Here is a 24,807-nt window from a genome sequence, read left to right on the forward strand (position 1 = left end):
CAGGGTGGCCGGCGGTCTCGCGGTAGAAGTCCGCGATCTCCGCAAGATCTATCGCACCCGACGCGGCCGCCAGGCGGCCGTGGCCGGACTCGATCTGAGCGTGCCCCGGGGCGGCGTGCACGGCTTCCTCGGTCCGAACGGTGCCGGCAAGACGACCACCATCCGGATGTTGCTCGGGCTGATTGCCGCCGACTCCGGCAGCATCTTGATCTTCGATCATCCGATTCCCAGCGGCATCAACCAGGTGATCAGCCGGGTCGGGGCGATCGTCGAACAGCCGCGCTTCTTCCCCGCCTTCACCGGCCGGAAGAATTTGATCTTGCTCGCACGCGGCATCGGCGCACCGCCGTCCCGGGTCGACCAGGTGCTCGCCGAGGTCGGACTGGGCGATCGCGGCCGCGATCGTTTCGGCAAGTACTCGCTGGGCATGAAGCAGCGGCTGGCAATCGCCGCCACCCTGTTGAAGGATCCCGACTTGTTGATCTTCGACGAGCCGACCAACGGCCTGGATCCGGCCGGCATCCACGAGATCCGCGACACCATGCGCGGGCTGGCCGATCGCGGCAAGACCGTCCTGGTCTCCAGCCACATCCTCAGCGAGGTGGCCCAGATCGCCGACACCGTGTCGATCATCGGCCGGGGCCGGCTACTGGCCGAGGGCACGGTGGCCGAGCTGCTGCGTACCGGCGGTTCGGAATCGGTACGGGTCGGCGTCGCCGACCGACGCCGGGCCGTCGAGTTGCTCACCCGGGCCGGCTACGAGGTCAGCGCCGACGACGGGGGGCTGCTGGTGACGTCGACCGAGCACCTTGAGCCGAGCAAGATCACCGAGCTGCTGGCCCGGTCCGGTCTTTACGTGAACGAGCTGGTGCCGATGCGTGCCGATCTGGAGTCGGTGTTCCTGGAACTCACCACCGATGATCATCTCGGTGCCGCCGATCCGACCGGTGACCGGCCGCAACCGCGCCGCGCACAGGAGGGCCAGCAGTGATCAAACTGTTCGCGGCGGAGTTGGACCGGCTCCGCAGCCGCCGGGTGTTCCTGATCGGCTTGGCGGTGCTTTTCCTTGCCCTGGTTGGGTTTCAGGTCGCCGTCGGCTTCGCGGTGAAGCAGCCGTCGCAGGCCGAGATCGCGCAGGCGCGGACCCAGTTCCAGCAAGCACAGCAGGAATATCGGGACAACAAGGACGAGAACGAGCAAGCGCAGAAGGACTGCGAAAAACAGATGGGTCCCGCGCACGCGTCCGACTGTGCGATCAGCGAGCCCAGCTGGGAGGACTATCGACCGCGGCCGGCCACGTTCGCCGACATGGCCGGCGGTGTGGTGACGGTCAGCGTCATCCTGCCCACGCTGGCGTTCTTGATCATCGGCGCCTCCAGCATCGGCGCCGAATACGGCAGCGGTGCGATCGCCAACTGGCTGAGCTTCATCCCCGACCGGTTGAAGGTGTACGTCAGCAAACTGGGCACGCTGCTGCTGACGGGAGCGATCGTGACGGCGGCCGCAACCGCGTTGAGCCTGGCCAGCACCGCCGTCCTGGTCAAGATCAACTCCGGCTCGGTGACCAAGCTCGGCGACCTGATCGCCGAGGGTGGTCGCGGGCTCTTGATCGTCACCTTCGGCGCGGCCGTCGGCTTCGCGCTGGCGTTGATCTTCCGGCACACCGTGGCCGCGCTCGGGGTGGTGCTCGGCTATCTGGTGGTCGACTTCGTCCTGAACATCCTGATGGGCTCGATCGAGTCGATGCAGAAGCTGAAGCCCTGGCTGGTCGAGAACAACCTGCTCGCGGTGCTGCACAACGGCTACCCGTACTACGACCAGCGCAAGGAAGTGACGTCCGACGGCATCATGTACAACCAGGTCGAGCGGCACCTGTCGCTCGGCCACGGCATCATCTACCTGGCCGTGCTGTTCGTGGCCGCGGTGCTGATCTCGGCTGTGATCTTCCGCCGCCGGGACGTCACCTGATCATGATCTTGACCGGATCACCAGGAGCCGGGTTGCTGGCGGGTGGTGACGTTGATCCGGTTGTACAGGTTGGCGGTGGCGATCCAGACCACCAGCCCGGCGAGCTCCTTCTCCCCGAAGTGTTCGGACGCCTCGTCCCAGATCTTGTCCGGCACCGGGTCGGAGGTGTCGGCCATCCGGGTCATGTGCTCGGCAAGATCAAGAGCTGCTCGCTCGGGAGCGGAGAACAAGGTGGATTCGTGCCAGCCGGCCAGTTGAATCAGCTGCGAGTCGGTCAGTCCCACCGTACGGGCGTTGCGCATGCTGTAGCCCAGGCAGGCGGCGCAGCCGTTGATCTGGCTGACCCGCAGATGGGTGAGCTCCAAGATCTTCGGCGCGACGCCGTACTCCTCGGCACCCTGTCCCAGCGTGATCAACGCCTGCATCGCAGCCTCGGGTACGAGGCCGGCGGGGTTCTTCATCCGAGTCGTCAGTGCGGTCATGATGTCCTTTCAGGTCACACGTGCTTTCAGGTCACACGGGGGCGTTTGCCGCCGTCATCTGAAGTGACGGATCAACCCGAGAGAATGTGACGGAGAATGCCGAACATGTCTGAAGATCAACTCGACGACAGCACCCTGGCCGCCCTGTTCACCGAGCAACGGCCCCGGCTGCGCTCGATCGCGTACCGGATGCTCGGTTCGCACAGCGACGCCGAGGATGCGGTCCAGGAGGCTTGGCTGCGGTTGCAACGCACCGACGCCGACTCGGTGCAGAATCTGGCCGGCTGGCTGACCACCGTGGTGTCGCGGGTGTGTCTTGATCAACTTCGGACACGCCGATCACGGCACGAGGAGCTGGTCGACGAACCGTCGGCCGGAACCGAACAGCAGGCCATGTCCGAGCCGACACCGGAGGATCATTCGGTCGAGGCCGATGCGGTCGGTGCCGCGCTGCTGGTGGTGCTGGACACGCTCGGTCCGACGGAGCGGTTGGCCTTCGTCCTGCATGATCTTTTCGGGCTGCCGTTCGACGAGATCGCGCCGATCGTGGACAAGACGCCGGCGGCGGCGCGGCAGTTGGCGTCGCGGGCGCGGCGCCGGGTGCAGGGCGTCGAGCCGTCCGGCGAACGGGAGCGGCAGCGCGAGGTGGTGGAGGCGTTCCTGGCCGCATCGCGGGAGGGCGACTTCGGCCGATTGCTGCAGTTGCTCGATCCCGAGGTCGAACTGCGCGCCGACCCGCTCGTGGTGACCGAGGCGACCAAGGCAGTGAGCGCCGGACTCGGGGCGCCGCTGCTGACCGAGCAGGCCCACGGCGCGGACGCGGTTGCGCGGGTGTTCGCCGGTCGTGCCCAGGCCGCTCAGCTTGCGCTGATCGACGGCGTTCCCGGCGCGGTCTGGGCACCCGGCGGCACCGTCCGTACGGTGTTCGCGGTGGAGATCCACGACGGCCGGATCCGCCGGGTCGAGGTGATCGGCGATCCCGCCCTGCTGCGCGACCTGGAGGTCGTGTTGAGCTAGTGTCTTCAGGCGATGAGCGTGGACAGCTGGGTGGCGTAGCCGCGCGGGTGGGTCATGTTGCCGTTGTGCCCGCCGGCGAAGACCTCGAGTTCGATGCCGAGCAGGGAGGCCAGTTCATCGGCGCACTTGCGGTCGAAGACATGCGCCGGGGTGGTGTGGCCGGCGGCCGGAACGATACGGACACTGCTGCGTTGCAGGGCGGCCACATCGAGCGAGTCCTCGCGGACGGCGGTGAAGTCGTGGCCGAGGAAGTAGCTGAAATTGGCGGCGCGTTCGGCGGTGAACGCCGGTAGGCGAACTCCTGGCTCGATGGTCTGATCGGCGGGGTTGATGCCTAACGTGCGGGCCATCGGCGCGAGCGCGGCCTGCCAACCTTCGGCATGAAACACCTGCTGGCAGTGCTCGAGTTCGCGCAGCTGGGCCGCCCGGTCGGTGGCGGTGAGAAGCCAGGGCGCCACCGGCTCGTGCGCGATGAAGGTGCCGAGCTGCTCGGGGTGGTCGACCGCCAGATGCAGGCCGATCACCGCCCCGATACTGCAGCCGAGCAGGTGCGCGGGCTCATTGGTGACCGCGGCGAGTAGCCGGTGCGCGTCCTCGGCATGGGTGGCCATGGTGACCGGTCGGGATGGCTCGTCGATCGTGCTGCGGGACAGTCCGCGCCGATCGTAGGTGACGACGGTGAACTCGTCTTCCAGCTGCCGGACGAGGTCCTCGGTCCGGTTGGCATCGCCCTCCCCGCTTTGAGAGATCAGCAGCACGGGCCCGTGGCCGCGGACTTCGTAGTAGAGGTGGGCACCGGGGACCGCAACGGTCGCGGTTTCGATCGTAATCATGAATGAATCGTAATCCATCATTTCTGATACATCAACACTGATGCATCATCCTTGATATAACCTCTAGGCGTGAACGGAGTTCAACTGTTCCTGCTCGGACGCGCCCTCATGAAGATCGGCGAGCAAGCGCTTCCCGAAGTTGGCCACGCCGGCAACCGCACGGTCCTGGTCGTCCTCGCCGACATTCTCGACAACTCCGACAGCACGGTCGGCGAGATTGCTGCACGCACCGGCCTGACGCAGAGCGCGGTGTCGGTGGCGGTGGTCAGACTTCGCGATTCAGGATCCGTTGTAGCCCGCACCGATCCGCGTGATCGTCGCCGGACGCTGCTCCGCCGCGCGGACCACGTCTCCGATCGGGTCGCCGAGGTTCGTGGGCACACCGTCGACGATGCGATCGGCCAAGCTCTCGATACCGACAACGCCGGCGAGATCAGCGATCTCGTACACACCCTGGAGGTGGTGTCTCAACGATTGGGCCTGCAATCGGGCAAGCCGGATTGATCTCATCGACCCGGCGGCTGATCTCGAGGTGCCAGATCAGTTCGGGTACGGCTCCGGCCGGGTGCTCGGGTCACCATCGGTGGCCGCGGCCAGCCGGCGCACGGCGATGTCGAGCAGGTAAGGCAGGCTGAGCGGGGAGTTGAACCCGAGCGCCCCGGCGAAGTCGTCGTCGAAGGCGCCGAGGTCGACGAACCGCCCCTCCTTGACCGGCGGCAACTCCTTGATCAACTTCTTCTGCATCACTGCGGGATCGACGCCCTCGGCGACCAGAACGTCCTTGTTCAGCACGTCCAGCTTCTCGAAGCTCACCTCACCGCCCGTCTCGGGCACGGTGAAGCCGAGGTCAGTCAGCCAGCCGGTCCGGTAGTCGTCGGCACCCAGGCTGTAGCTGCCCTTCCTGGTCAGGCCGAGCGCGAACGCCGCCGTCTTGCCCGCGAACTCTGGATGTTCCTTGCGGGCTTTGGCGAACGCCTGCTCGGTCGCCCCGACCAACTGCCTGGCCTTGGCATCCTGGCCGAGCGCCCTGCCGGTGGTCAGCGTCTGGTCCTGCCAGGTGGTCGCACCCGGCGCGACGTCGCCGGACTGCGCGATCGTCGGCGCAATCGCCGACAACTTCGCATACGCGGCCTTGTCGACGTAGGAGTTGATGCCCAAGATCAGATCCGGATGCAGTTCGGCGACCTTCTCGAAATTGATCTCCTGCGAGCCGACGGTCGGAATCTTCTTACCTCGTACCGATTCCGGCGCCCAAGGCCGGTTCGGCGCGTCGTAGCCGAGGAACCCCCGTACGCCGACCGGCTCGACCCCGAAGGCGAGGGCGAAATCCTGCTCGTTGAAGCCGACGGTCAGCACCCGCTTCGGCTGGGACTTGATCACCGTCTCACCGAACTGATGCTTGATGGTCACCGGGAACGCCGACGACTGCGCTGCCCCGGTCGTTGCCGGCTGGCCCGACTCCCCCGCCGACGACTGACAGCCGGCCACCGCCGCCAGCCCCATGATCATCGCCACCACGACCGCCGCCGACCGCAACAACCCTGCCCTTGTCCCGAAGTTCACGAGGTAAGGCTAACCTAATGCCGTTCGCTCCAGGTGCTCGGTCGGTGCCGTACTCAGCAGGAAAGCTTTGCCACGATCGATTCCACGGCCTGGACGACTTCGTCCGGGTTCATCGCCGAGGTGTCCAGGACGCTCGCCCGCGGGTGAGCGGACCAGGCGTTCCACGCCCACCCGTGACTGCGCCGAACCTGCTCTTCGCTGTACGGGAACAGGCCGCCCGGTAGCCGGCCGGGATCGGCACGGCGCCGCGCAAGCCGGGTCTCCAGACTGGGCAGCAGTACCACGGTGATCGGATCGAGTTGATCAAGGTCGTCCCAGACACCGACCCACTCCGGCGGATCGTCCGCGCTCGCCGGCACCCGGGCGCCGGCGATCACACAGTCGTCGCCGGTCTCGGTGATCATTTCGGCGGTCGCGGCGGCGATCTTGGCCGCAAACCTGTACTGGTTGCTGATCTGGTCCGGATCCTGGTTCAGCCGGGGCCCGAACAGTGTCTTCTGCAGCTGGTCCCAGTCGAGCGGCGACGTCCGCCGGGCACGACGCTCGGCCCACCACACCGCCGTGCTGGTCTTCCCGGCCAACGGAGGTCCGGTGAGCAGAATCGTCTCGCCTCGCGGCGCCGCGGCGGTCACGCCGGCATTCTGCCCAGGTTGGCCTCCGTACGCATCGCATTTACCGCACCGGCTCAGGCTGTGACGTGATCGTGAGGTTGAGCCCGTCGTCCATGATCAACTTCTCCGCGCTCTTCTGCTCGATCGGGTTGGGTTGTGGTTGTCTGCTCGATCGGGCTCGCGACCGGCGGCCGACGATGTTCACGACCCGAGGGTTCCGCGCTACCGGGGCGTAGCAGCCGATCGGTCAACCAACCGACGAGTACGAGGATCGGGAGCATCACGGCGGCGGAGGCGGCCATCAACAGGATCGACTGAAAGGTGCTCATGCAGCCAGCCTCATTCTGAGGCGGCACCCTCCACATTGGGCAACTTCTCTATCTCTGCGAGTCCAGGGACGATGCCTGGGCGATGATCTCGGCTAAGTCGCCGACTAAGGCAGCCTCAGAAGCGTTCTGATGCACTAAGTTCGCTGATCATGAACTTGTTGATCATGATCATGGCACGGTCCGCTGGATGACCGACCTGCTGCAGGTGTACGACGCCGAAGTGCGCGGTTCGTTCCTGAATCGGCTGCCGCCGGGCTGGACCGGCACGTCGGACGGCCCACTGGCCCGTTGCCTCACCGACCGAGGCGGATTCGCGATGTTCGTCGACGACGCGACAGCCTTGTCCGGCGAGGACCTGCGGGGTCTGGTCGACCGGACGTTCGCGTTCTTCCAAGATCAACAACGGCCGTTCGAGTGGAAGACGTTCGATCATGATCGCGATGATCTTCGCCCGTTGCTGATCGAGCGCGGAGCCCGGCCGGGGCCGCACGAGGCGCTGGTGCTCGGCGAGACTGCCCTGCTGGCGACCGACGCCGAGCCACCGGACGGCGTGATCATCCGCGAGGCCCGTCAGCGCACGGATCTCGAGCGGATCGCCGCGATGGAGACCGAGGTCTGGTCCGAGGACTGGAGTTGGCTCGCCGACGACCTCCAGGCGCGGCTGCGGGCCGACGAGCCGATCACCGTCCTGGTGGCCGAGGACGGCGACGACCTGGTCAGCGCGGCCTGGCTGGTGCCGCTTCCCGGCACCCGCGTTGCCGGACTGTGGGGAGGCAGCACGCAGTCCTCCCATCGTGGTCGGGGCATCTACCGTGCGTTGGTCGCCCGCCGCGCCCGGCTCGCTCTCGACCGCGGGTACACGATTCTGCAGGTGGACGCCTCGGACGACAGTCGGCCGATCCTGGAACGGCTCGGCCTGCGCACCGTCGGCGGTACGGTCCCGTACCTCGCCGGGTGAGAGCCACAACCAACGCTCAGAGTAGGGTTGCCCGCGTGACGATCGCACCGGAAGGACGCAAGCTGCTGCGGCTCGAGGTACGCAACTCCGCGACGCCGATCGAGAAGAAACCCTCCTGGATCAAGACCACCGCGAAGATGGGGCCCGAGTATCGCGACCTCAAACGGCTGGTCAAGGACGAGGGCCTGCACACGGTGTGTCAGGAGGCCGGCTGTCCCAACATCTTCGAGTGCTGGGAGGACCGCGAGGCGACGTTCCTGATCGGCGGCGAGCAGTGCACCCGGCGCTGCGACTTCTGCCAGATCGCCACCGGCAAACCGGCCGACTTCGACGCCGGCGAACCACTTCGAGTGGCCGAGTCGGTGCAGAAAATGGGGCTGAAGTACGCCACCGTCACCGGCGTCTGCCGCGACGACCTGCCGGACGAGGGAACCTGGCTCTACGCCGAGACCATCCGCAAGATCCACGAACTCAACCCCGGCGTCGGGGTGGAGATGCTGGCCCCCGACTTCTCCGGCAACCGTGCCTACCTGGAGGAGATCTTCGGCACCCGGCCGGAGGTGTTCGCGCACAACGTCGAGACGGTGCCGCGGATCTTCAAGCGGATCCGACCGGGCTTCCGTTACGAGCGTTCGCTGGACGTGCTGCGCTGGTCCCGGGAGGCCGGCCTGGTCACCAAGACGAACCTGATTCTCGGCATGGGCGAGACTCGGGACGAGATCAGTTCCGCCATGCAGGATCTGTACGACGCCGGTGCCGAGATCCTCACCATTACCCAGTACCTGCGGCCGAGCGCACTGCATCATCCGATCGACCGCTGGGTCACCCCGGACGAATTCGCCGAACTCGAACTCGAGGCGAACGCGATCGGCTACGCCGGCGTGATGAGCGGTCCGCTGGTGCGTTCGTCCTACCGGGCCGGCAGGCTCTATCGTGGGGCGGTCAGTCAGAGAATGATGAAAGTGAACTCCGATCATGGGTGAGATTCATGGCTAAGAAAGAGAAGCCGGCCAAGCCCGCCAAGGATCCCAACGACCCGGCACAGATGGGCCGGATCCGGCAGATCATCGTCGCCTACCAGCGCACCCACGAGTACGACAAGGCGCTGCCGTTCCTGCTGATCGGCTGCTTCGTGGTGCCGATCGCGTTGGGCGTGATCGCCGGCGTGCTGTTCAGCAAGATGCTGATCTCACTGATCATCCTCGGCGTGATGGTCGGCCTGTTGCTGGCGATGATGATGCTGGTCCGCCGGACCAAGGCCGCGACCTACAAACGGTACGCGGGCCAAGCCGGCTCGGCCGAGGTGGCGTTGTCGATGCTGCCGAAGAAGTGGATCTCCACCCCGGCGATCGCCGCCAACCGCCAGCTCGACGCCGTGCACCGGGCCCTCGGCCCGGGCGGGTTGATCCTGATCGGCGAGGGCGAGCCGGGCCGGCTGAAGAACCTGCTGGCCAGCGAGGCCCGCAAGCACGAGAAGGTCGCCTACGGCGTCAAGGTGAAGACCATCGTGATGGGTACCAAGGACGGCCAGGTGCCGCTGGAGAAGCTGGCCGACTACATCCGCAAGCTGCCCAAGGTGTTGGAACCGAACCAGATCACCGAGATCAAGTCCCGGCTGAACGCGCTGGACAAGGCCCGTCCGCAGATGCCGATCCCGAAGGGTCCGATGCCGACCAGCCCGCGGCAGGTCCGCGGAGCCAAGCAGGCGATGCGGGGCCGCTGACACCAGCGGCCAGACCCTCGGCCCGGATCAGTTGCGCTTGCCGGTCACCTTCTGTTTCAGCCCGGACACGACGCGCTTGGCCCGGCGCCGATACGGCTTGGTCCACGCGTCGGCGGTGGTGATTCCGCGGTAGGCGGCGATCCCGGCGATCGTCCGATCGTCCAGGTGACGGGTCGCGCGGATCGCGTTGGCCACCTCGAGCCCCTCGCCGGAGTCGACCATCTTGCGTAGCCGGCCCTTGTACGTGTTGGCGCCCTGCACGCCCTCCGGCGGCTGGTCGAAGAAGGCGCCGCGACCGTCCTCGGCCGACAGCAGACCGGCGATCGCCTCGTACACCGCGTCGGCGGGGATCTGGGTCGGTCGTTCGATCCGGCTCACGGTACGCACCGGGGTGGTCAGCGCCGACAGGTCGCCGATCACCCGGCAGCCGGTCGCGGCCACGGCGTCGGCGTAGGTCTGCGCCTGTGCCAGAGCCTTCTTCGCCGCCCAGGTGGGCAGGGTGAGCGTCGGCTCGTCGGCGGCCGGCCGGCGGTTCTCCTGCATTCGGGCCACCAGCCCGTGCCTCATCAGATCCGCGTACCGGTCCCAGGTCATGCCCTGCTCGCGGAAGATCTTGTTCACCCGCAGCACCAGCTCGGCCTCGGCCGCCGACAGGCTGCGGTTGGCGGCGTACCCGCCCGCGGGCACGGCGCCCAGGATCCCGCGGGGCACGCCGAGCAGGTCCTCGAACGCGTTGGTCAGCTGATCCGGCTTGCGCTTGTCGGCGATCACCACGGTGACGTTGTCGACGCCGGCGATCCGCACCCACCGCTCCACGATCGCGGCCTGGTCGTTGCGCTTGTAGAAGGTCGGGGTGGTCTTCAGCTTCTTCCGGTCGCCGAGAATCGCCTTCAGCCAGGCCCCGTACGGCTTCTGGTAGCCCGCCTTGACGTACTGCTGCCAGCTCGACCCGAGCAGGTCGGCGAACCCGCGCAGGGTGATCACCACATGCGTCTGCGGGCCCAACGCCTCGATGAACCGGCGGGCCTGTTCGTCGGTGGACTCGCAGCCGAATTCGTGACTGATCAGCGACCGCTTGGCCGACGTGTTCTTGACCTCGTGCTCGATCTTGTCCCAGATACCCTTCGCCGGCGTCGACTGACTGTTCTTCCAGCCCAGCGAACGCGCCATCAGCGCCGAGATCGCCTCCCGGTGGTTCAGTGTCTCACCCGGGTAGCAGACCCCGCGCTGCAGCAGCTCCGCGCGGTGGTAGGCCGCGCTGCGCTGCAGCGTGGTCGTCCCGGTCTTGGGAATCCCGATGTGCAGCAGCGTGGTGCCCTCGGGCAGTGCTGCCACCGAGCTCTGGATGACCGGTTCGGCCTGCGGTGCAAAACTCACGGGTGCTGATTCCTCCATTCGGTCTGGCCGTCGGGCAGTTTACTGGCCGCAGCTGAGTGTTCATCAGTCGTCGGCAGCCTCGACCGACAGCTCCAGCCAGCGGTCCTCCAGCTCCCCCTGCTCCGCGCGTACGGAGTTCAGCTCGGCCGAGTGCTCGGCCAGCTTGGTGTAGTCGGCGCTGTCGGCCACCATCGCCGATTCGATCTTCTCGGTTCGGTCCTGCAGCCGCTGCAAACGTCGCTCCAGGGCGGCCAGTTCCTTGCTCACCGCGCGGGACCGGGCCGCCGTGGACTGCCGCGCCGGGGCCTCGGTCGCGGCCGTCGGTGCATCGGCGGCGTCCCGGGCCTGGGCACTGAGCTGCAGATACTGGTCGACACCGCCGGGCAGATGTCGCAGCCGATGATCAAGGATCGCGTACTGCTGATCGGTAACTCGCTCCAGCAGATAACGATCATGGGTGGCGACCAGCAGGGTGCCGGGCCAGCTGTCCAGCAGGTCCTCCATCGCGGCCAGCATGTCGGTGTCAAGATCATTGGTGGGCTCGTCCAGCACCAGCACGTTGGGCTCGTCGAGCAAGATCATCAACAGCTGCAACCGTCGTCGCTGACCGCCGGACAGATCCTTGATCGGCGTTGACAGCAAGGCATTCGGGAAGCCGAGCTGCTCCAGCAACTGACCCGGTGTGAGCTCCTTGCCGCCGGCGACATAGCTGCTCCGCTTGGTCTCCAGCAGCTCCCGGACCCGAAGTTGATCAACGTCGGCCAACTCGGTCAGCTGCTGGCTGAGGGTGGCGATCTTGACCGTCTTGCCCCGTTTGACCCGGCCATGATCGGGATCCAGCAGACCGGTGATCAACTTCAGCAGGGTGGTCTTGCCGGCGCCGTTGGCGCCGAGGATGCCGGACCGCTCCCCCGGGCCGATCCGCCACTCGACGTCGGTCAGCACCGGCTCACCGCCGTAGCCGACCGACACGCCGAGCAGGTCGATCACGTCCTTGCCGAGCCGGGCGGTGGCCAGCTGCTGCAGCTTGACCGAATCCCGGACCGGCGGTTCGTTCTCGATCAGCTGATTGGCGGCCTCGATCCGGAACCGGGGCTTGGCGGTCCGCGCCGGCGCGCCGCGGCGCAGCCAGGCCAACTCCTTGCGCATCAGGTTCTGCCGTTTGGTCTCCGCCTGAGCGGCCAGCCGATCACGCTCGACCCGCTGCAACACGTACGCCGCGTAACCGCCCTCGAACACCTCGACGGTGCCGTCGTGCACCTCCCAGGTGAGGGTGCAGACGGCGTCCAGGAACCAGCGGTCGTGGGTGACCACCACCAGGGCGCCGTCGGCCGAACGCCAACGCTGGTTGAGATGTCGAGCCAGCCAGGACACACCTTCGATATCGAGATGGTTGGTCGGCTCGTCCAGGAACAGCACGTCCTGTTCGCCCACCAGCAGCTCGGCCAGGGCCACCCTGCGGCGCTGACCGCCGCTGAGATCACCGGTGCGGGTGTGCCAGTCCAGATCGCCCAGAAGTCCGCCGAGCACGTCCCGGATCCGCGGGTCGGAGGCCCACTCGTGCTCGGGTCGGTCACCGACCACGGCCCGGGCGATGGTCAGTTCCGGGTCCAGGGTGTCGGCCTGGTCGAGCATGCCGACCCGGATGCCGCCGCGATGCACCACCTCGCCCGAGTCCGGCTCGAGCCGGCCGGACAGAATCCGCAGCAGGGTGGACTTGCCGTCGCCGTTGCGGCCGACCACCCCGATCCGGTCGCCGCTGTTGACCCCGATGGTGAGGTCGGTGAAGACGTGCCGGGTCGGGAAGTCAAGCGCGATCGAGCGGCCGCCGAGCAGATGAACCACCCGGACAGGGTACGGGCAGCAGCTCGTCGACGGTGACGAAGCCGTAGCCCACCTCACGCAGCCGGTCGATCAGCAGGCCGACCGCGGCCACCGTACGGCCGCGAAATCCGCCCCGGTCGTCGAAACCGTCGTGGAAAATGATCATGCTGCCGGGCTCGACCCGACGCTCGGCCTGCCGGGCGATCCGGCGTGAGCTCGGCTGCAGGACCTCCAGCGGATCGCAGAACCGGCCCGACACCACCCGCAGATCGCGGTCGGCGATCCCGGCCAGCAACGCCGGGGTTCGATACAGCCACGGCGGGCGGAAGTGCCGCGGAAGCGTGCCGGTGACGTCGGCGATGATCTGCTGGGTCCGGTCGACGTCGGCCAGGAACTTGTCCGGCCGCAGGTAGTCGTCGAAGCGGTGCCGGTAGCTGTGGTTGCCGATCAGGTGCCCGGCGGCTGCCAACTCCTTGCTGCGTTGCGGGTGCCGTTCGACGCAGCGACCGACCTGGAAGAAGGTCGCCGGCACCTGGCGATCGGCCAGCAACTCGGCCAACGCACCGGTGTACGGATCGTTCGGCCCGTCGTCGAAGGTGAGCGCCACCACCCGGCGGTCGGCCGTCCCGCAGTAGGGAAACGTCCCGGCAGCCTGGGAGGTCTCGGACATCCGCAATCGGTAGCCGAGCCCCAGCCCGGCGGCGCCGGCCAGCGCGGCCGCGGCGGAAATGATCTTGGTCGAACTCATCGGGCGGTGCGGTAGTGATGGCTGACCGCCGCGTGCACGGTGTCCGCGACCCCGTCGGCCAGCATCCGGCCGGGCGGCGTGATGATCATGAACACGGTCAGGACCGCGAGCAGGGCGGCGACCATGGTTCGCGGCCTGGGCCGGACCGGAGAGCGGTCGACGGCGGCGGCCGGACGGTTGGACCGGATCGATCTGCCGGCGGGTCGGATGTCCGGTGCCATCGGCAGCACCGTCCGGCCGACGACCCGATTCAGCAGGTAACCCAGCAGGTAGTAGTAGAGGAAGGTGACGAACGCGCTGTACCAGAAGCCGCGCATCAGCCGCCGAGCCGAGGTGTCGACCAGCAGGGTCGCGTCGAACGCCACTCGGCCGTTGCGCCGCAGCCTGCGCAGTTGATCGAGTTCGTCGCCGCCCTGGGTGAGCCGCAGGTCGTACCCGGTCCAGGCGTCGCGGCGAAACGACAGATTGGCGGCGGACACGTACCAGACCCAGCCGGTGAGTCGATAGCAGAGACCGACCGCGTTGAACAGCAGCACCGGGTAGGCCCGCCCCCACCAGTCGGCGCCGACGAACCGGCACCCGCCGGAGACCGCGACCAGCCGCGGATCGGCCCGGAAGGTCCGGTCGATCCGGCTCAGCCAGTCGACCGGATGGGTGGTGTCGGCGTCGGTAGAGACGACGATCTCGCCGTGCGCCGCCCGAGTGCCCGCATCGCGCGCCTGACAGACCCCGCGCCGTTCCTCGCTGATCACCCGTGCGCCCCAGGTCCGCGCGATCTCGGCCGTCTCGTCGGTGCTCCCGTTGTCGACCACGATCACCTCGTAGTCGCCGGGGAAGTCCTGCCGCTGCAGCCCCCGGAGCGTCGCCGCCAGATAGCCCGCCTCGTTCCGGGCAGGGATCACAATCGAAAACCGCATCGACGATGCGGGTTCCGAACAACGGTCGCTTGGCAGACTCACGCCTCCATGATGGCGTCCGCCGGACCGCTGCGGCTGAGAAACGCCGGAAGGCATAGGTTTGCGTCCATGAGCAGCGCAGCCCTCGACGATTTGATCAATGCTGTGGGGCCGGACGTCGTCACCTGTGATGCGGTGGTGATGGATCGCTATCGGTACGACTGGGCGCACGACGAGCGGGCCGGGATGCCGTTGGCAGTGGTCCGCGCCGAAACCGCCGAGCACGTCCAGGCCGCGGTGCGTTGGGCGGCCGAGCATCGGGTCCCGGTGGTGCCGCGCGGCGCCGGCAGCGGATTGTCCGGCGGCTCCACCGCTGTTGATCATGGTCTGGTGATCAGCACCGAACGGATGCGGGCGATCAGCATCGATCCCGCGGCGCGGGTGGCGATCGTCGAGCCCGGAGCGCTGAACGCGGAGGTGAAGGCCGCCGCCGCCGAGCACGGGCTCTGGTATCCCCCGGACCCGTCCTCGTACGAGATCTGCTCGATCGGCGGCAACCTGGCCACCAACGCCGGCGGGCTGTGTTGCGTGAAGTACGGCGTGACCACCGACTACGTGCTCGGTCTGGACGTGGTGATGGCCGACGGCACCTTGATCAAACTCGGCGGCATCCGAGTCAAGGACGTGGCCGGTCTGTCGCTGACGAAACTGTTCGTCGGCAGCGAAGGCACCCTCGGTGTGATCACCCGCGGCATCCTCAAGCTGGTTCCGAAGCAACCCGACAAGGCGACCCTGGTGGCCACCTTCGCCGATGTCGAGGCGGCGGCCCGCGCGGTGGTCGGGATGTGTGCGCAGATTCGGCCGTCGATGCTGGAGTTGATGGACGGGCTGAGCATCAACATCGTCGAGGACTACCTGCACATGGACCTGGATCGGACCGCAGGCGCGATGCTGATCGCCCAGTCCGATGCACCCGGTGGCGCCCGGGCCTTGGAGATCTCGATCATGGAAAAGGTGTGTGCCGAGCTTGGCGCCAAGGAGTGTTTCGTCACCGAGGATCCGGACGAGGGCGAGTTGTTCGTGGCCGCCCGGCGCGCGGCCTTCCCGGCGATCGAACGGCGCGGATCCCTGCTGCTGGAGGACGTCGGGGTTGCGGTTCCGCTGCTGCCGGAGCTGATCGACGGGGTGGCCAAGATCGCCCAGCAGAACGGGATCGAGATCCCGGTGGTGGCGCACGCCGGCGACGGCAACACCCATCCCAACATCATCTACGACGCTTCTGACCCGGATTCTCGCGCTCGGGCTCACGGCGCGTTCGATCAGGTGATGCAACTGGCCATCTCGCTGGGTGGCACCATCACCGGCGAGCACGGCGTCGGCCGGCTGAAGAAGGACGCGCTGCCGGATCTGCTCGGCCCGGACGTGATGGCGCTCAGTCACAAGATCAAGAACGCGCTCGACCCGGACGGCATCATGAATCCCGGAGCGGTTCTCTGATGATCAACACCAGGCAAGTGATCGACGACTTCGGTCGCCACGTGTACGGGGTGACACCGCGGCTGAAACTCGCGGTCACCTCAAAGGTGCTGGACTATCAAGCCGCGTTCGGTGCCGGCAGCCGCAGCCGGCACGAGTTGACGATCACCGGCGAACGCGGTGAGCATCGGCTGGAATTGCTGCTCTGCTTGCCGAACATCGACCAGTCACCGGTCTTTCTCGGCCTCAACTTCGACGGCAACGACGCGGTGCTGCAGCAGTGGCCGATCGAGCTGTTGATGCGGCGCGGGTATGGCGTGGCGAGTGTGCATGCGAGCGCGATCGAGCCGGACCGCAACGGCGGCGCTGCCGACGGCGTACGTCGGATCCTGGGCATCGGTCCCGACGATGAAGGAGCGCCGGCCACCTGGGGCACCATCGGCGTCTGGGCCTGGGGGCTGTCGCTGATCCGCCGCCAGCTGACCGATTATGCGCACGTACAGCGGGACAAGATCATCGCCGTCGGGCATTCGCGGATGGGTAAGGCAGCACTGTGGGCCGCGGCCCAGGACGAAGGTTTTGCCGCGGTGATCAGCAACGAAGCGGGCTGCAGCGGCGACAGTCTTCATCGGCATCGGGCCGGTGAGGACATTGCCGCGATCACCACGAACTTCCCGTACTGGTTCACGTCCGGCTATGCCGACTACGCCGGCCGGGACGACGAACTGCCGGTCGATCAAGATCAACTTCTGGCCGCGATCGCGCCCCGCCCCGTACACGTCGGCAGTGCTTCGGAGGACGACTGGGCCGATCCGCTCGGCCAGTTCCTGTGCGTCCAGTCGGCGCGCAAGCTGAACGAAGGTCTCGGCCCGGTCGGCTTCCATCTGCGCCCCGGTGACCATGGGTTGCTCACCGAGGACTGGCTGCACTACCTCGCCTTCGCCGACACTCATCTGAGCGGGCCGTAACCCTGCTGGCGTTCAGCAACCTGCGCATAGATGTGCAGGTACGCTGTGGGCCATGAGCACGCTCGAGCGACGAGTCCACCTCTTGCTTGCGCAGGATCAATCGAGCAGGTAGCCGACGTCGCGCGGCGCCGACATACGAGTGTCGGCGCCGTCATTCGCGAGGCCATCGACCTTTCCCTCAACAACGAGGACGCCGCCAAGCAGGCAGCGGCACATCGCATCGTCGAGTGGGCCGACGACAACGACGAGCCCGGCGAGGATTGGGAAGTCGTGAAACGGGACCTGGAGAACGACCTCGCGACTCGTCTGCCGTGACACGTCGATTCGCGGTTGATACCGCTGTCTTCGCTTACGCGCTCGGTGACTCGCACCACTACCGAGAACCTTGCCAAGCTGTCGTCCTTGCTGCCGGGCGAGGAGAGTTCAGCCTGCACGCCAGCTGGGAACTCATTCAGGAGTTGCTATTCCATCGCATGCGAAGGGTTGAGCGCCCGCTGGCAGTTCAGCAGGCAAGGGCGGCGATCGACCTTCTCGAGCTCTATGACGTCGATCGGTCAGTCGTGAACAGATCTATGGAGTTGATCTTGTTCCATCAAGGCATCCTGGGTCGAGACGCACTGCACGCTGCGACCGCGATCGAGCACGGGCTGGCCGTCATGATCAGCCCCGACACCGCATTCGATGGTGTCCCCGGGCTCGAACGAGTCGATCCGATCGATCTCGACCTCGCTGCTGACGACTGATCCTCACGAGCTGGCGCCGCTGTAGCTGCGCAGGCCCGCCAGCCAGTGCAGCCGGGTGATCATCGCCAGCACGCCGAGCAGCAGCACGGCGATGATCAACTCCGGCAGACTGTTGCGGCCACGCAGCGCGTCCACCGGGATCGTGGTCGCCAGGCCGATCGGTACCAGGGAAAGGAAGATCGTCCGGACGGCCGCGGGGTAGAACGCCAGCGGGTAGCGGCCGGCTGTGAGCAGGGTGGCCAGGAACTCCTGCAGCTGACCGGCCGAGGTCAACCAGAACGCGAGATAGCCGAGGTTGACCCAGATCAGCGCGACCGCCGCGCAGCCGAGCACGAACCAGCCGAGGGCGAACAGCACTCCGGCCGGCGACGGGTGCAGGCCTGCCTGCAGCCAGCCGACGATCAACACCGCCAGCCCGCTGAGTGCACCGAGCAACGCGGCCGGTTCGAACCAGCGAAAGGCCGCAAACAGTTGCGCCGGCGCCGGCCTGATCAAGATCAGATCCAGGTCGCCGTTGCGGATGTAGTCGGTCATCTTGGACTGGTTCGGCGTGATCACCGCAGCCAGGAACGCGTTCAGCAGTTGCGCAGCCCCGGTCACCATCAGCACCTCGCCGATGCTCCAGCCGTGCACCTGATCGGTTCGGCCGAAGATCAACAACGCCGGCACGATCGCCACCGCGACCTCCAGTACGCCGACCGCCAGGGTGGTCCAGGCCTGCGCCCGGAACTGCACCTCCCGCCCCAGCGCCTGCCGGACGATCGCCCGGGCGACCCGCCATCCGTATCCGAACCTCAGGGTCCTGAGCTTGTCGAAGCGGTGTCCTGAGCTTGTCGAAACCGACATCACGCACCCACCGCACTGTAAGAACGCAGCCCACGCCGCCACAGCAATGCCGCCCCACCGACGAAGATCAACAACCAGAGCAGTTGCAGCGCGAAGCCGGTCCGCGGAGCACCGCTGGTCCATTGCTGATCGGACAGCAACACCTCCATCGGGAAGGACAGCATGAAGCGGAACGGCTGCAGTTGCGTGATCAACTGCCAGCCCGCCGGCATCAACGCCAACGGCACCACCGCGCCGGACAGCACCGGCACGATCACCGCCGAGACCCGCAGGAATCCCTGCACGTCCTCGAACCAGAAGGCCAACGAACCGATCAACACATCCAGGGTGAAGCGGATCGCAGCGGCCAGCACGACCGCGATCGCGAACGCCAGCCAACGTACGGCCTGATGCGGATAGCCGAGACCGCCGCCGATCCCGGTCAGTTGCAAGATCAACACCGCGGCAGCGACGAACGGCACCAGAAAGATGATCTTGACCAGCTTCTCGCCGATGTTGTTGGCGATCGCGTTGACGAGGGTCGAGGTCGGCCGGACCAGCCATTGGTTGAGTTCGCCGTTGCGGATCGACTCGGCCAGGAAGAACGCTGTCCAGGTCGAGGCGAGCATCTCCACCACCGCGACCAGGACGAAGTAGGTGGTCAGGTACCGGCCGGAGACCGGCAGCGGCGCGCCGGAGGCGAGCACCGCCTGCCAGACCAGCAGCGAGGTGATCGGGATGATCAGATTGCCCAGTTGCATGATCATGAAGTCGCCGCGGTAGACGAAGGTGACGGCGACGTTGAAGCGGAGCAGCCGGGAGAAGAAGCGCAGTTGCCGGCGGGCGGGGCCGGTCATCGGGCCACCCCCGCTGCGAGCCCGTTGCCGAACTGGGGAGACGACAGCACTGCCTGCATGACCTCGTCCAGTTCGGCGTCGCGGACCTCGAGATCGATCAAGGTTCCCCAGCTCGGAGCCAGCGCGAGCAGTCCGGCCAGGGCCTCCCGCTCGGCCTCCAACACCAGCCGTTGCCGATCGGTGTCGTCGATCGGCCGGACTCCCGGCGGCCAGGTTCCGGGTGGTTGGATCGGCCCGGAATAGCTGCACGTCACCCGTTTGCGTGGCCGGGTGGAGCGGACCAGCTGATCCGGGGAGCCGTCGAACTGCAGTCGTCCCCCGTCGATCAGCACCACCCGAGGGCACAGTTGCTCGACGTCGTCCATGTCGTGGCTGGTCAGGATGATCGTGGTGCCGTGCTGGGCACAGGTCTCGGCCAGGAACTGCCGGATCGCCGCCTTCGACACCACATCCAGACCGATCGTCGGCTCGTCCAGGAAGATCACCTCCGGCCGATGCACCAGAGCCAGCATCAGCTCGCACTTCATCCGCTCACCCAGCGACAACTTCCGTACCGGGATGTCGAGATGATCGCCCAACCCGAGCAACTCGGCCAGCTCACCGACGTTGCGACCGAACTCGTCCGGGCTCAGGTCGTACAACGCCTGGTAGAGCTCCAGGTTGGCCATGGTGGACACGTCCCACCACAACATCGTCTTGTTACCCAGCACGATCGCGATCTGCCGGAGGAAGTCGAAGCCGCGCTTGTACGGCTCGTGCCCCAGCACGCGTACGGTGCCGGTGCTCGGCCGCAGCAATCCCGACAGCATCTTCAGGGTGGTGGTCTTGCCCGCGCCGTTGCGGCCGAGCAGGCCGATGAACTCACCGGCGGCGATCTGCAGATCAAGATCAGCAACCGCGATCCGCTCGCCACTTTCGCGGCCGAACAGGTCACGGACCGAGCCGCGCACCCCTGGCCGGGTGCGGTGGAAACGGTAGGTCTTGCCGACGCCGGAGAGCTCGATCGCCGGAAGAGTGGATGGCACAGCAGGCATGAATCAGATTCCTCACGCTCGGACGGAGTGGACACAACCGGCGCCGAACGGGGCCGCCTGCAAGAGGGGCGACGCGGAATCGGACACAATGTGCGAGGTTCAGGTCACGGAACGGCACCGGGATGAGCGGACACGCACATCCGGCGGATCACGCCCGCCCAGCGGGAACGATCCGCGATCCGGAGCCGGTCCGAAGACCTAGTTAGCTCGTGGGAACCACAACACGTCGGCGACGCTAGCACCGGTCCCGGCGACGGCCGAAAGCTTTTTCGAGATTCGTTCGACGCGTTGGTCGATTCGGTCGAACCGACTTCGTGTAGCTGGCAGAAGTCACCACACCCACCCCGAGGAGATGTACGAGATGAAGTTCCTGTTCCTGGTCTGCGCATCCGCCGAAGCAGCGCCGATCGACGAGGATCGCACCACCAAGACCCCCGGCGCACCGCCCGAGTCGGACATCGAGGACTGGGTCGGCCGTCATGACCAAGCCGGCCGGCGGCTGTTCGGCGACCGGCTGGAATCGCAGACCGCGGTCGAGACCGTACGCGTGCGAGGCGGCGAACTGCTGGTCACCGACGGGCCGTATCTGGAGTCCAAGGAATACATCGCCGGTATCGACGTGATCGAGTGCGATTCGATCGAGACCGCTCGGCAGATCGCCGCCGAGCATCCGATGGCCCACCATGCCGGGATCGAGATCCGCCTGTTCTGGAACGGGGACTGAGTACCTCACCCGGTTGAATGTCGGCGGCCGGGGCTAGGGTCGCAGCCATGACCAGTCCCACCCCGACTCCGGACCGGCGACTCTTCGGCCCGGGCCCGTCCAACCCGTACCCGGAAGCCGTCGCCGGACTGAACAGGCCGATCCTCGGCCATCTGGATCCGGACTTCCTGGCGATCATGGACGACACCTGCGCCATGCTCCGCACCGTGTGGGGCACCGAGAATTCGCGGACGTTGCCGCTGTCGGCGACCGGCTCGGCTGGGATGGAGGCTGCCTTCGTCAACACGGTCGGGCCGGGCGACGTCGCGGTGATCGCGGTGAACGGCCTGTTCGGTGAGCGGATGTGCGACGTGGCGGCACGCTGCGGTGCCGATGTGGTTCGAGTTGATCATGATTGGGGTCAACCGATCGACCCGCAGCGGGTCGCCGATGCGCATCCGAGTCCGAAGGTGATCGCGGCCGTGCACGCGGAGACCTCGACCGGAGTCAGGTCCGACATCGCCGCCCTCGGCCGGCTCAAGGGCGACGCGTTGTTGATCACCGATGCGGTGACCTCGATCGGCGGCATCGAGTTGGCCGCCGACGACTGGGGCATCGACGTCGGCTACGCCGGTTCGCAGAAATGTCTCGGCGTGCCGCCGGGGCTGGCGCCGTTCACCATCAACGATCGGGCCTTCGCCCGTCGGATCGAGCATCCACAGTCCTGGTATCTCGATCTCGGTCTGCTCGGCGGCTACGTCGGCGAGGCCAGCGCCAGACATGCCGGACGGACCTATCACCACACCGCACCGACCGGGATGATCGCGAGCCTGCACGACGGTCTGGCACGGATCCTCGCCGAGGGGCTGCCGGCGGTCTGGGCGCGGCATGCCGAGGCGGGCCACATCCTGCAGGACGGTCTGGAGAAGCTCGGCCTGGAACTCTTTGCTGCACAGGGATTCCGGCTGCCCGAACTGACCACGGTGAAGGTGCCCGAGGGTGTCGACTCTGCGGCCGTCCGCTCCGAACTGCTGACCCGCTACAACATCGAGATCGGCGCCGGCGCGGGCGCGTACGCGAGCACGGTCTGGCGGATCGGCCTGATGGGACACAACGCCCGACCCGATGCCGCGTTGTTGATCTTGGCTGCACTGGCCGAGATCCTCGGCCGCTGACCACCCTGCACCATCACCCCGACGTAAGGATCCTGACGTGACCGACGAGACCGTACCGACCCGCACCCTGGGTGAGCTGGCCGTACCTGCTCTGGGATTGGGTTGTATGGGCATGAGCTTCGCCTACGGACCGGTGGACGAGGCCGAAGCAGCCGCCACGCTGAACGCCTCACTCGATGCCGGCTACACCTTCCTGGACACGGCCGACATCTACGGCTCCGGCCACAACGAACGCTTCATCGGCGAGGTGGTCGGCAGCCGACGGGACGAGATCACCCTGGCGACGAAGTTCGGCATCATGATCGGCGCCGACGGCTACCCTTCCGGCGAGGTGAACGGACGACCGGAATACGTCCGTGCCGCGATCGATGCGTCGCTGTCCCGACTCGGATTTGATCATGTCGATCTGTACTACCTGCATCGGCCCGACCTAGAGGTACCGATCGAGGAGACGGTCGGCGCGATGGCCGAGCTGGTGACGGCCGGCAAGGTGCGCTACCTGGGTCTGTCCGAGGCATCCGCCCAGACCGTACGGCGAGCGGCCGCGGTCGCCACGATCACCGCGCTGCAGTCGGAGTGGTCGATCTTCTCCCGCGATATCGAGGTCGACATCGTCCCCACCTGTCGCGAACTGGGAATCGGACTGGTGGCGTACTCCCCGCTCGGCCGCGGGATGCTGACCGGATCGGCGGCAGCCACCACCGACCTGACCGAGAACGACTTCCGGCGTACCCAGCCGCGGTGGCAGGGCGAGAACCTGGACGCCAACCTCGCCCTGGTGGACCGGATCGGGCAGATCGCCGCGGGGATCGGGGCCAAGCCGTCCCAGGTCGCGCTCGCCTGGTTGTTGGCCCGTGGCGGTGACGTGGTCCCGATTCCCGGGACCAAGCGGCGGCGCTACCTGATGGAGAATCTGGACGCTGTCGAACTGACCCTCTCTGACCGTCAGATCGCCGAACTGGACGCGCTCAGTCCCACCGGGGAGCGAACCGGAGACCGGGTCTGGGTGAATCGGGACACACCTGTCGCGGGATGACGGCCCGCGTAACAAGGCTGAAACATCTCTGCAACGGCTGAGCAAACCCGGCGTTCTAGGCTCACCGCGTTCGCGGGCATCACCGAGAGCAATCCGCCCGCCGATAGCCTTATCCAGCACACGGGGTCCGTGGCCCTGCTCAGACGATCACCGGAGGATCCATGTTCTCAAGCGCCGACGAGGTGTTGGCCTACATCAAGGACGAGGGTGTCGAGACCGTCGACATCCGCTTCTGCGACCTGCCCGGCATCATGCAGCACTTCACCGTGCCGGTCAGCTCGTTCGGACCGGAGGTGTTCGAGGACGGTCTGGCCTTCGACGGCTCGTCGATCCGCGGCTTCCAGAAGATTCACGAGTCGGACATGGCGTTGCTGCCGGACCCGACCACGGCGTACCTGGATCCCTTCCGCAAGTCCAAGACCCTGTGTCTGAACTTCTTCGTGCACGACCCGCTGACCAAGGAGCCGTACAGCCGGGACCCGCGCAACATCGCCCGCAAGGCCGAGGCGTACCTCGCCTCGACCGGCATCGGCGACATCGCCAACTTCGCGCCGGAGGCCGAGTTCTACGTCTTCGACGACGTCCGGTTCGAGACCAAGCAGAACACCGGCTACTACGCGATCGACTCCGAGGCCGGCGCCTGGAACACGGGCCGAGTCGAGGACGGCGGCAACCGCGGCTACAAGGTGCGCTACAAGGGCGGCTACTTCCCGGTGCCGCCGGTTGATCACTTCTCCGATCTGCGCGACGACATCGTCCGGCACATCGAGGAGTCCGGGCTGGTCGTCGAGCGGGCTCACCACGAGGTCGGCACCGCGGGTCAGGCGGAGATCAACTTCCGCTTCGACACCCTGTTGAAGAGCGCGGACAACGTGCAGAAGTTCAAGTACCTGGTGAAGAACACCGCCTGGCAGGCCGGTAAGACCGCGACCTTCATGCCGAAGCCGATCTTCGGTGACAACGGTTCGGGCATGCACGTGCACTCGAGTCTGTGGAAGGACGGCGATCCGCTGTTCTACGACGAGACCGGTTATGCGGGTCTGTCGGACATCGCCCGTTGGTACATCGGCGGCATCCTGGAGCACGCGCCGGCGCTGCTCGCTTTCACGAACCCGACCGCGAACTCCTACCATCGGCTGGTGCCCGGCTTCGAGGCGCCGGTCAACCTGGTCTACAGCCAGCGGAACCGTTCGGCCGCGATGCGGATCCCGATCACCGGTACCAACCCGAAGGCCAAGCGGGTCGAGTTCCGTTGCCCCGATCCGTCCGCGAACCCGTACCTGGCGTTCGCCGCGATCCTGCTCGCCGGCATCGACGGCATCCAGAACAAGACCGAGCCGAACGCGCCGGTGGACAAGGACCTGTACGAGTTGCCGCCGGAGGAGCACGCGTCGGTGCCGACGGTTCCCGCTGATCTTGGTTCGGTGCTGGAGGCGCTGGAGGCGGACAACGAGTTCCTCACCGCCGGCGACGTCTTCACCCCGGACCTGATCGAGACCTGGATCGAGCTGAAGCGCGAGGAGATCGACGCGCTGCGGCTGCGCCCGCACCCGCACGAGTTCGAGCTCTACTACGACATCTGAGCTCTTTCGCTGATCGACCAAGATCAACAACGTCCGGGCCGTGATCACTTCGGTGATCACGGCCCGTACGCATCTCGG

27 protein-coding genes are annotated in these 24,807 nt (G+C 66.7%); 14 read left to right on the plus strand and 13 right to left on the minus strand.

The features are described from left to right. Window positions 1-4: 4 nt before the first annotated feature. Both FOE78_RS18800 and FOE78_RS18805 read left to right on the plus strand, forming a co-directional pair. Window positions 5-991, plus strand: coding sequence for an ABC transporter ATP-binding protein (locus tag FOE78_RS18800; protein ID WP_143987643.1), 987 nt, complete (start codon window positions 5-7; stop codon window positions 989-991). Then, window positions 988-1,968, plus strand: a complete 981-nt coding sequence (locus tag FOE78_RS18805; RefSeq protein ID WP_143987644.1) for an ABC transporter permease subunit — start codon at window positions 988-990, stop codon at window positions 1,966-1,968. The genes FOE78_RS18800 and FOE78_RS18805 overlap by 4 nt, the downstream gene beginning before the upstream one ends. A 17-nt stretch (window positions 1,969-1,985) precedes the next feature. Here FOE78_RS18805 and FOE78_RS18810 read toward each other — a convergent pair whose 3' ends face one another. Continuing rightward, window positions 1,986-2,450 carry a carboxymuconolactone decarboxylase family protein gene (locus tag FOE78_RS18810; protein ID WP_210414666.1) on the minus strand — a complete coding sequence of 155 codons (465 nt, stop codon included), beginning with the start codon at window positions 2,448-2,450 and terminating at the stop codon, window positions 1,986-1,988. Between the two features lie 105 nt (window positions 2,451-2,555). Between FOE78_RS18810 and FOE78_RS18815 the strand changes: the two genes are divergently transcribed. Further along, window positions 2,556-3,467 (plus strand): sigma-70 family RNA polymerase sigma factor, encoded by a 912-nt coding sequence (locus tag FOE78_RS18815; RefSeq protein WP_143987645.1) that lies wholly within the window; start codon window positions 2,556-2,558, stop codon window positions 3,465-3,467. Window positions 3,468-3,472: 5 nt separating this feature from the next. Here the strand turns inward: FOE78_RS18815 and FOE78_RS18820 are convergent, their stop codons facing one another. Beyond that, the gene (locus FOE78_RS18820; RefSeq protein WP_210414667.1) at window positions 3,473-4,321 is read right to left on the minus strand and encodes an alpha/beta fold hydrolase; all 849 of its coding nucleotides are present in this window, start codon (window positions 4,319-4,321) and stop codon (window positions 3,473-3,475) included. Window positions 4,322-4,369: 48 nt separating this feature from the next. Between FOE78_RS18820 and FOE78_RS18825 the strand changes: the two genes are divergently transcribed. After that, window positions 4,370-4,804, plus strand: coding sequence for a MarR family transcriptional regulator (locus tag FOE78_RS18825; protein ID WP_210414668.1), 435 nt, complete (start codon window positions 4,370-4,372; stop codon window positions 4,802-4,804). Window positions 4,805-4,840: 36 nt separating this feature from the next. On the opposite strand, the gene FOE78_RS18830 is transcribed toward FOE78_RS18825, so the two are convergent. From FOE78_RS18830 to FOE78_RS18840, 3 genes are read right to left on the minus strand one after another with little or no spacing between them, the layout of a single operon-like run. Beyond that, window positions 4,841-5,863, minus strand: coding sequence for an ABC transporter substrate-binding protein (locus FOE78_RS18830; RefSeq protein ID WP_143987646.1), 1,023 nt, complete (start codon window positions 5,861-5,863; stop codon window positions 4,841-4,843). Window positions 5,864-5,916: 53 nt separating this feature from the next. Then, window positions 5,917-6,495 (minus strand): ATP-binding protein, encoded by a 579-nt coding sequence (locus FOE78_RS18835; RefSeq protein ID WP_143987647.1) that lies wholly within the window; start codon window positions 6,493-6,495, stop codon window positions 5,917-5,919. Window positions 6,496-6,548: 53 nt separating this feature from the next. Next, a complete protein-coding gene (locus FOE78_RS18840) occupies window positions 6,549-6,803 on the minus strand; it encodes a hypothetical protein (RefSeq protein ID WP_143987648.1) in 255 nt (84 codons plus the stop codon). A gap of 187 nt (window positions 6,804-6,990) precedes the next feature. Between FOE78_RS18840 and FOE78_RS18845 the strand changes: the two genes are divergently transcribed. Genes FOE78_RS18845 through FOE78_RS18855 form a run of 3 tightly spaced genes read left to right on the plus strand, consistent with a single transcriptional unit; the run spans window position 6,991 to window position 9,484 of the window. Continuing rightward, the gene (locus FOE78_RS18845; RefSeq protein WP_143987649.1) at window positions 6,991-7,761 is read left to right on the plus strand and encodes a GNAT family N-acetyltransferase; all 771 of its coding nucleotides are present in this window, start codon (window positions 6,991-6,993) and stop codon (window positions 7,759-7,761) included. A gap of 35 nt (window positions 7,762-7,796) precedes the next feature. After that, window positions 7,797-8,744 carry a lipoyl synthase gene (gene lipA / locus FOE78_RS18850; protein WP_143987650.1) on the plus strand — a complete coding sequence of 316 codons (948 nt, stop codon included), beginning with the start codon at window positions 7,797-7,799 and terminating at the stop codon, window positions 8,742-8,744. A gap of 5 nt (window positions 8,745-8,749) precedes the next feature. Further along, complete coding sequence (locus tag FOE78_RS18855) at window positions 8,750-9,484, plus strand: DUF4191 domain-containing protein (RefSeq protein WP_143987651.1); 735 nt, start codon at window positions 8,750-8,752, stop codon at window positions 9,482-9,484. A 27-nt stretch (window positions 9,485-9,511) separates the two neighbouring features. Here the strand turns inward: FOE78_RS18855 and FOE78_RS18860 are convergent, their stop codons facing one another. From FOE78_RS18860 to FOE78_RS18875, 4 genes are all read right to left on the minus strand, one after another. Beyond that, window positions 9,512-10,861 (minus strand): hypothetical protein, encoded by a 1,350-nt coding sequence (locus FOE78_RS18860; protein ID WP_143987652.1) that lies wholly within the window; start codon window positions 10,859-10,861, stop codon window positions 9,512-9,514. A gap of 63 nt (window positions 10,862-10,924) precedes the next feature. Continuing rightward, entirely contained in the window at window positions 10,925-12,706 is a 1,782-nt protein-coding gene (locus FOE78_RS18865; protein ID WP_143987653.1) for an ABC-F family ATP-binding cassette domain-containing protein, read from the minus strand. Beyond that, window positions 12,669-13,433 (minus strand): polysaccharide deacetylase family protein, encoded by a 765-nt coding sequence (locus FOE78_RS18870; RefSeq protein ID WP_210414669.1) that lies wholly within the window; start codon window positions 13,431-13,433, stop codon window positions 12,669-12,671. The genes FOE78_RS18865 and FOE78_RS18870 overlap by 38 nt, the downstream gene beginning before the upstream one ends. Continuing rightward, complete coding sequence (locus FOE78_RS18875) at window positions 13,430-14,350, minus strand: glycosyltransferase family 2 protein (RefSeq protein WP_168207591.1); 921 nt, start codon at window positions 14,348-14,350, stop codon at window positions 13,430-13,432. Before FOE78_RS18875 ends, FOE78_RS18870 begins: the two co-directional genes overlap by 4 nt. A gap of 108 nt (window positions 14,351-14,458) precedes the next feature. Between FOE78_RS18875 and FOE78_RS18880 the strand changes: the two genes are divergently transcribed. Then, a complete protein-coding gene (locus FOE78_RS18880; protein ID WP_143987655.1) occupies window positions 14,459-15,826 on the plus strand; it encodes an FAD-binding oxidoreductase in 1,368 nt (455 codons plus the stop codon). Then, entirely contained in the window at window positions 15,826-16,773 is a 948-nt protein-coding gene (locus tag FOE78_RS18885) for a glucuronyl esterase domain-containing protein (protein ID WP_143987656.1), read from the plus strand. The genes FOE78_RS18880 and FOE78_RS18885 overlap by 1 nt, the downstream gene beginning before the upstream one ends. 96 nt (window positions 16,774-16,869) lie before the next feature. On the opposite strand, the gene FOE78_RS23685 is transcribed toward FOE78_RS18885, so the two are convergent. Continuing rightward, on the minus strand, window positions 16,870-17,091 hold the full coding sequence (locus FOE78_RS23685; protein ID WP_168207592.1) for a hypothetical protein: 222 nt from the start codon (window positions 17,089-17,091) through the stop codon (window positions 16,870-16,872). Between FOE78_RS23685 and FOE78_RS18890 the strand changes: the two genes are divergently transcribed. After that, window positions 17,085-17,516, plus strand: coding sequence for a type II toxin-antitoxin system VapC family toxin (locus FOE78_RS18890; protein WP_168207593.1), 432 nt, complete (start codon window positions 17,085-17,087; stop codon window positions 17,514-17,516). The genes FOE78_RS23685 and FOE78_RS18890 overlap by 7 nt on opposite strands. 3 nt (window positions 17,517-17,519) lie before the next feature. On the opposite strand, the gene FOE78_RS18895 is transcribed toward FOE78_RS18890, so the two are convergent. From FOE78_RS18895 to FOE78_RS18905, 3 genes are read right to left on the minus strand one after another with little or no spacing between them, the layout of a single operon-like run. Further along, window positions 17,520-18,362, minus strand: a complete 843-nt coding sequence (locus FOE78_RS18895; RefSeq protein ID WP_168207594.1) for an ABC transporter permease — start codon at window positions 18,360-18,362, stop codon at window positions 17,520-17,522. Further along, window positions 18,362-19,198, minus strand: a complete 837-nt coding sequence (locus tag FOE78_RS18900) for an ABC transporter permease (protein ID WP_143987659.1) — start codon at window positions 19,196-19,198, stop codon at window positions 18,362-18,364. Before FOE78_RS18900 ends, FOE78_RS18895 begins: the two co-directional genes overlap by 1 nt. Then, window positions 19,195-20,232 (minus strand): ABC transporter ATP-binding protein, encoded by a 1,038-nt coding sequence (locus FOE78_RS18905; protein ID WP_143987660.1) that lies wholly within the window; start codon window positions 20,230-20,232, stop codon window positions 19,195-19,197. The genes FOE78_RS18900 and FOE78_RS18905 overlap by 4 nt, the downstream gene beginning before the upstream one ends. A gap of 361 nt (window positions 20,233-20,593) precedes the next feature. Here FOE78_RS18905 and FOE78_RS18910 point away from each other — a divergent pair, with 361 nt between their 5' ends. The 4 genes from FOE78_RS18910 (at window position 20,594) to glnA (ending at window position 24,729) form a co-directional block, all read left to right on the plus strand. Continuing rightward, window positions 20,594-20,956: a YciI family protein gene (locus tag FOE78_RS18910; protein ID WP_143987661.1), complete on the plus strand. Its 363-nt coding sequence runs from the start codon at window positions 20,594-20,596 to the stop codon at window positions 20,954-20,956. 47 nt (window positions 20,957-21,003) lie between these two features. Continuing rightward, window positions 21,004-22,110: a pyridoxal-phosphate-dependent aminotransferase family protein gene (locus FOE78_RS18915; RefSeq protein WP_143987662.1), complete on the plus strand. Its 1,107-nt coding sequence runs from the start codon at window positions 21,004-21,006 to the stop codon at window positions 22,108-22,110. Between the two features lie 37 nt (window positions 22,111-22,147). Further along, window positions 22,148-23,146 carry an aldo/keto reductase gene (locus FOE78_RS18920; protein ID WP_228265890.1) on the plus strand — a complete coding sequence of 333 codons (999 nt, stop codon included), beginning with the start codon at window positions 22,148-22,150 and terminating at the stop codon, window positions 23,144-23,146. Window positions 23,147-23,307: 161 nt separating this feature from the next. Further along, window positions 23,308-24,729, plus strand: coding sequence for a type I glutamate--ammonia ligase (gene glnA / locus FOE78_RS18925; RefSeq protein ID WP_143987663.1), 1,422 nt, complete (start codon window positions 23,308-23,310; stop codon window positions 24,727-24,729). The last annotated feature ends 78 nt before the right edge of the window (window positions 24,730-24,807 follow it).

This window comes from Microlunatus elymi (assembly GCF_007362775.1).
GTDB lineage: Bacteria > Actinomycetota > Actinomycetes > Propionibacteriales > Propionibacteriaceae > Microlunatus > Microlunatus elymi.

Bases quoted from the DNA above. Each gene is read 5' to 3' on its own strand.
- FOE78_RS18810 (WP_210414666.1), bottom strand. From the start codon at position 2,450: ATGACCGCACTGACGACTCGGATGAAGAACCCCGCCGGCCTCGTACCC.
- FOE78_RS18815 (WP_143987645.1), top strand. From the start codon at position 2,556: ATGTCTGAAGATCAACTCGACGACAGCACCCTGGCCGCCCTGTTCACC.
- FOE78_RS18820 (WP_210414667.1), bottom strand. From the start codon at position 4,321: ATGATGGATTACGATTCATTCATGATTACGATCGAAACCGCGACCGTT.
- FOE78_RS18840 (WP_143987648.1), bottom strand. From the start codon at position 6,803: ATGAGCACCTTTCAGTCGATCCTGTTGATGGCCGCCTCCGCCGCCGTG.
- FOE78_RS18845 (WP_143987649.1), top strand. From the start codon at position 6,991: ATGACCGACCTGCTGCAGGTGTACGACGCCGAAGTGCGCGGTTCGTTC.
- FOE78_RS18855 (WP_143987651.1), top strand. From the start codon at position 8,750: ATGGCTAAGAAAGAGAAGCCGGCCAAGCCCGCCAAGGATCCCAACGAC.
- FOE78_RS18870 (WP_210414669.1), bottom strand. From the start codon at position 13,433: ATGAGTTCGACCAAGATCATTTCCGCCGCGGCCGCGCTGGCCGGCGCC.
- FOE78_RS18875 (WP_168207591.1), bottom strand. From the start codon at position 14,350: ATGCGGTTTTCGATTGTGATCCCTGCCCGGAACGAGGCGGGCTATCTG.
- FOE78_RS18880 (WP_143987655.1), top strand. From the start codon at position 14,459: ATGAGCAGCGCAGCCCTCGACGATTTGATCAATGCTGTGGGGCCGGAC.
- FOE78_RS18885 (WP_143987656.1), top strand. From the start codon at position 15,826: ATGATCAACACCAGGCAAGTGATCGACGACTTCGGTCGCCACGTGTAC.
- FOE78_RS18895 (WP_168207594.1), bottom strand. From the start codon at position 18,362: ATGTCGGTTTCGACAAGCTCAGGACACCGCTTCGACAAGCTCAGGACC.
- FOE78_RS18900 (WP_143987659.1), bottom strand. From the start codon at position 19,198: ATGACCGGCCCCGCCCGCCGGCAACTGCGCTTCTTCTCCCGGCTGCTC.
- FOE78_RS18905 (WP_143987660.1), bottom strand. From the start codon at position 20,232: ATGCCTGCTGTGCCATCCACTCTTCCGGCGATCGAGCTCTCCGGCGTC.
- FOE78_RS18910 (WP_143987661.1), top strand. From the start codon at position 20,594: ATGAAGTTCCTGTTCCTGGTCTGCGCATCCGCCGAAGCAGCGCCGATC.
- FOE78_RS18915 (WP_143987662.1), top strand. From the start codon at position 21,004: ATGACCAGTCCCACCCCGACTCCGGACCGGCGACTCTTCGGCCCGGGC.
- glnA (WP_143987663.1), top strand. From the start codon at position 23,308: ATGTTCTCAAGCGCCGACGAGGTGTTGGCCTACATCAAGGACGAGGGT.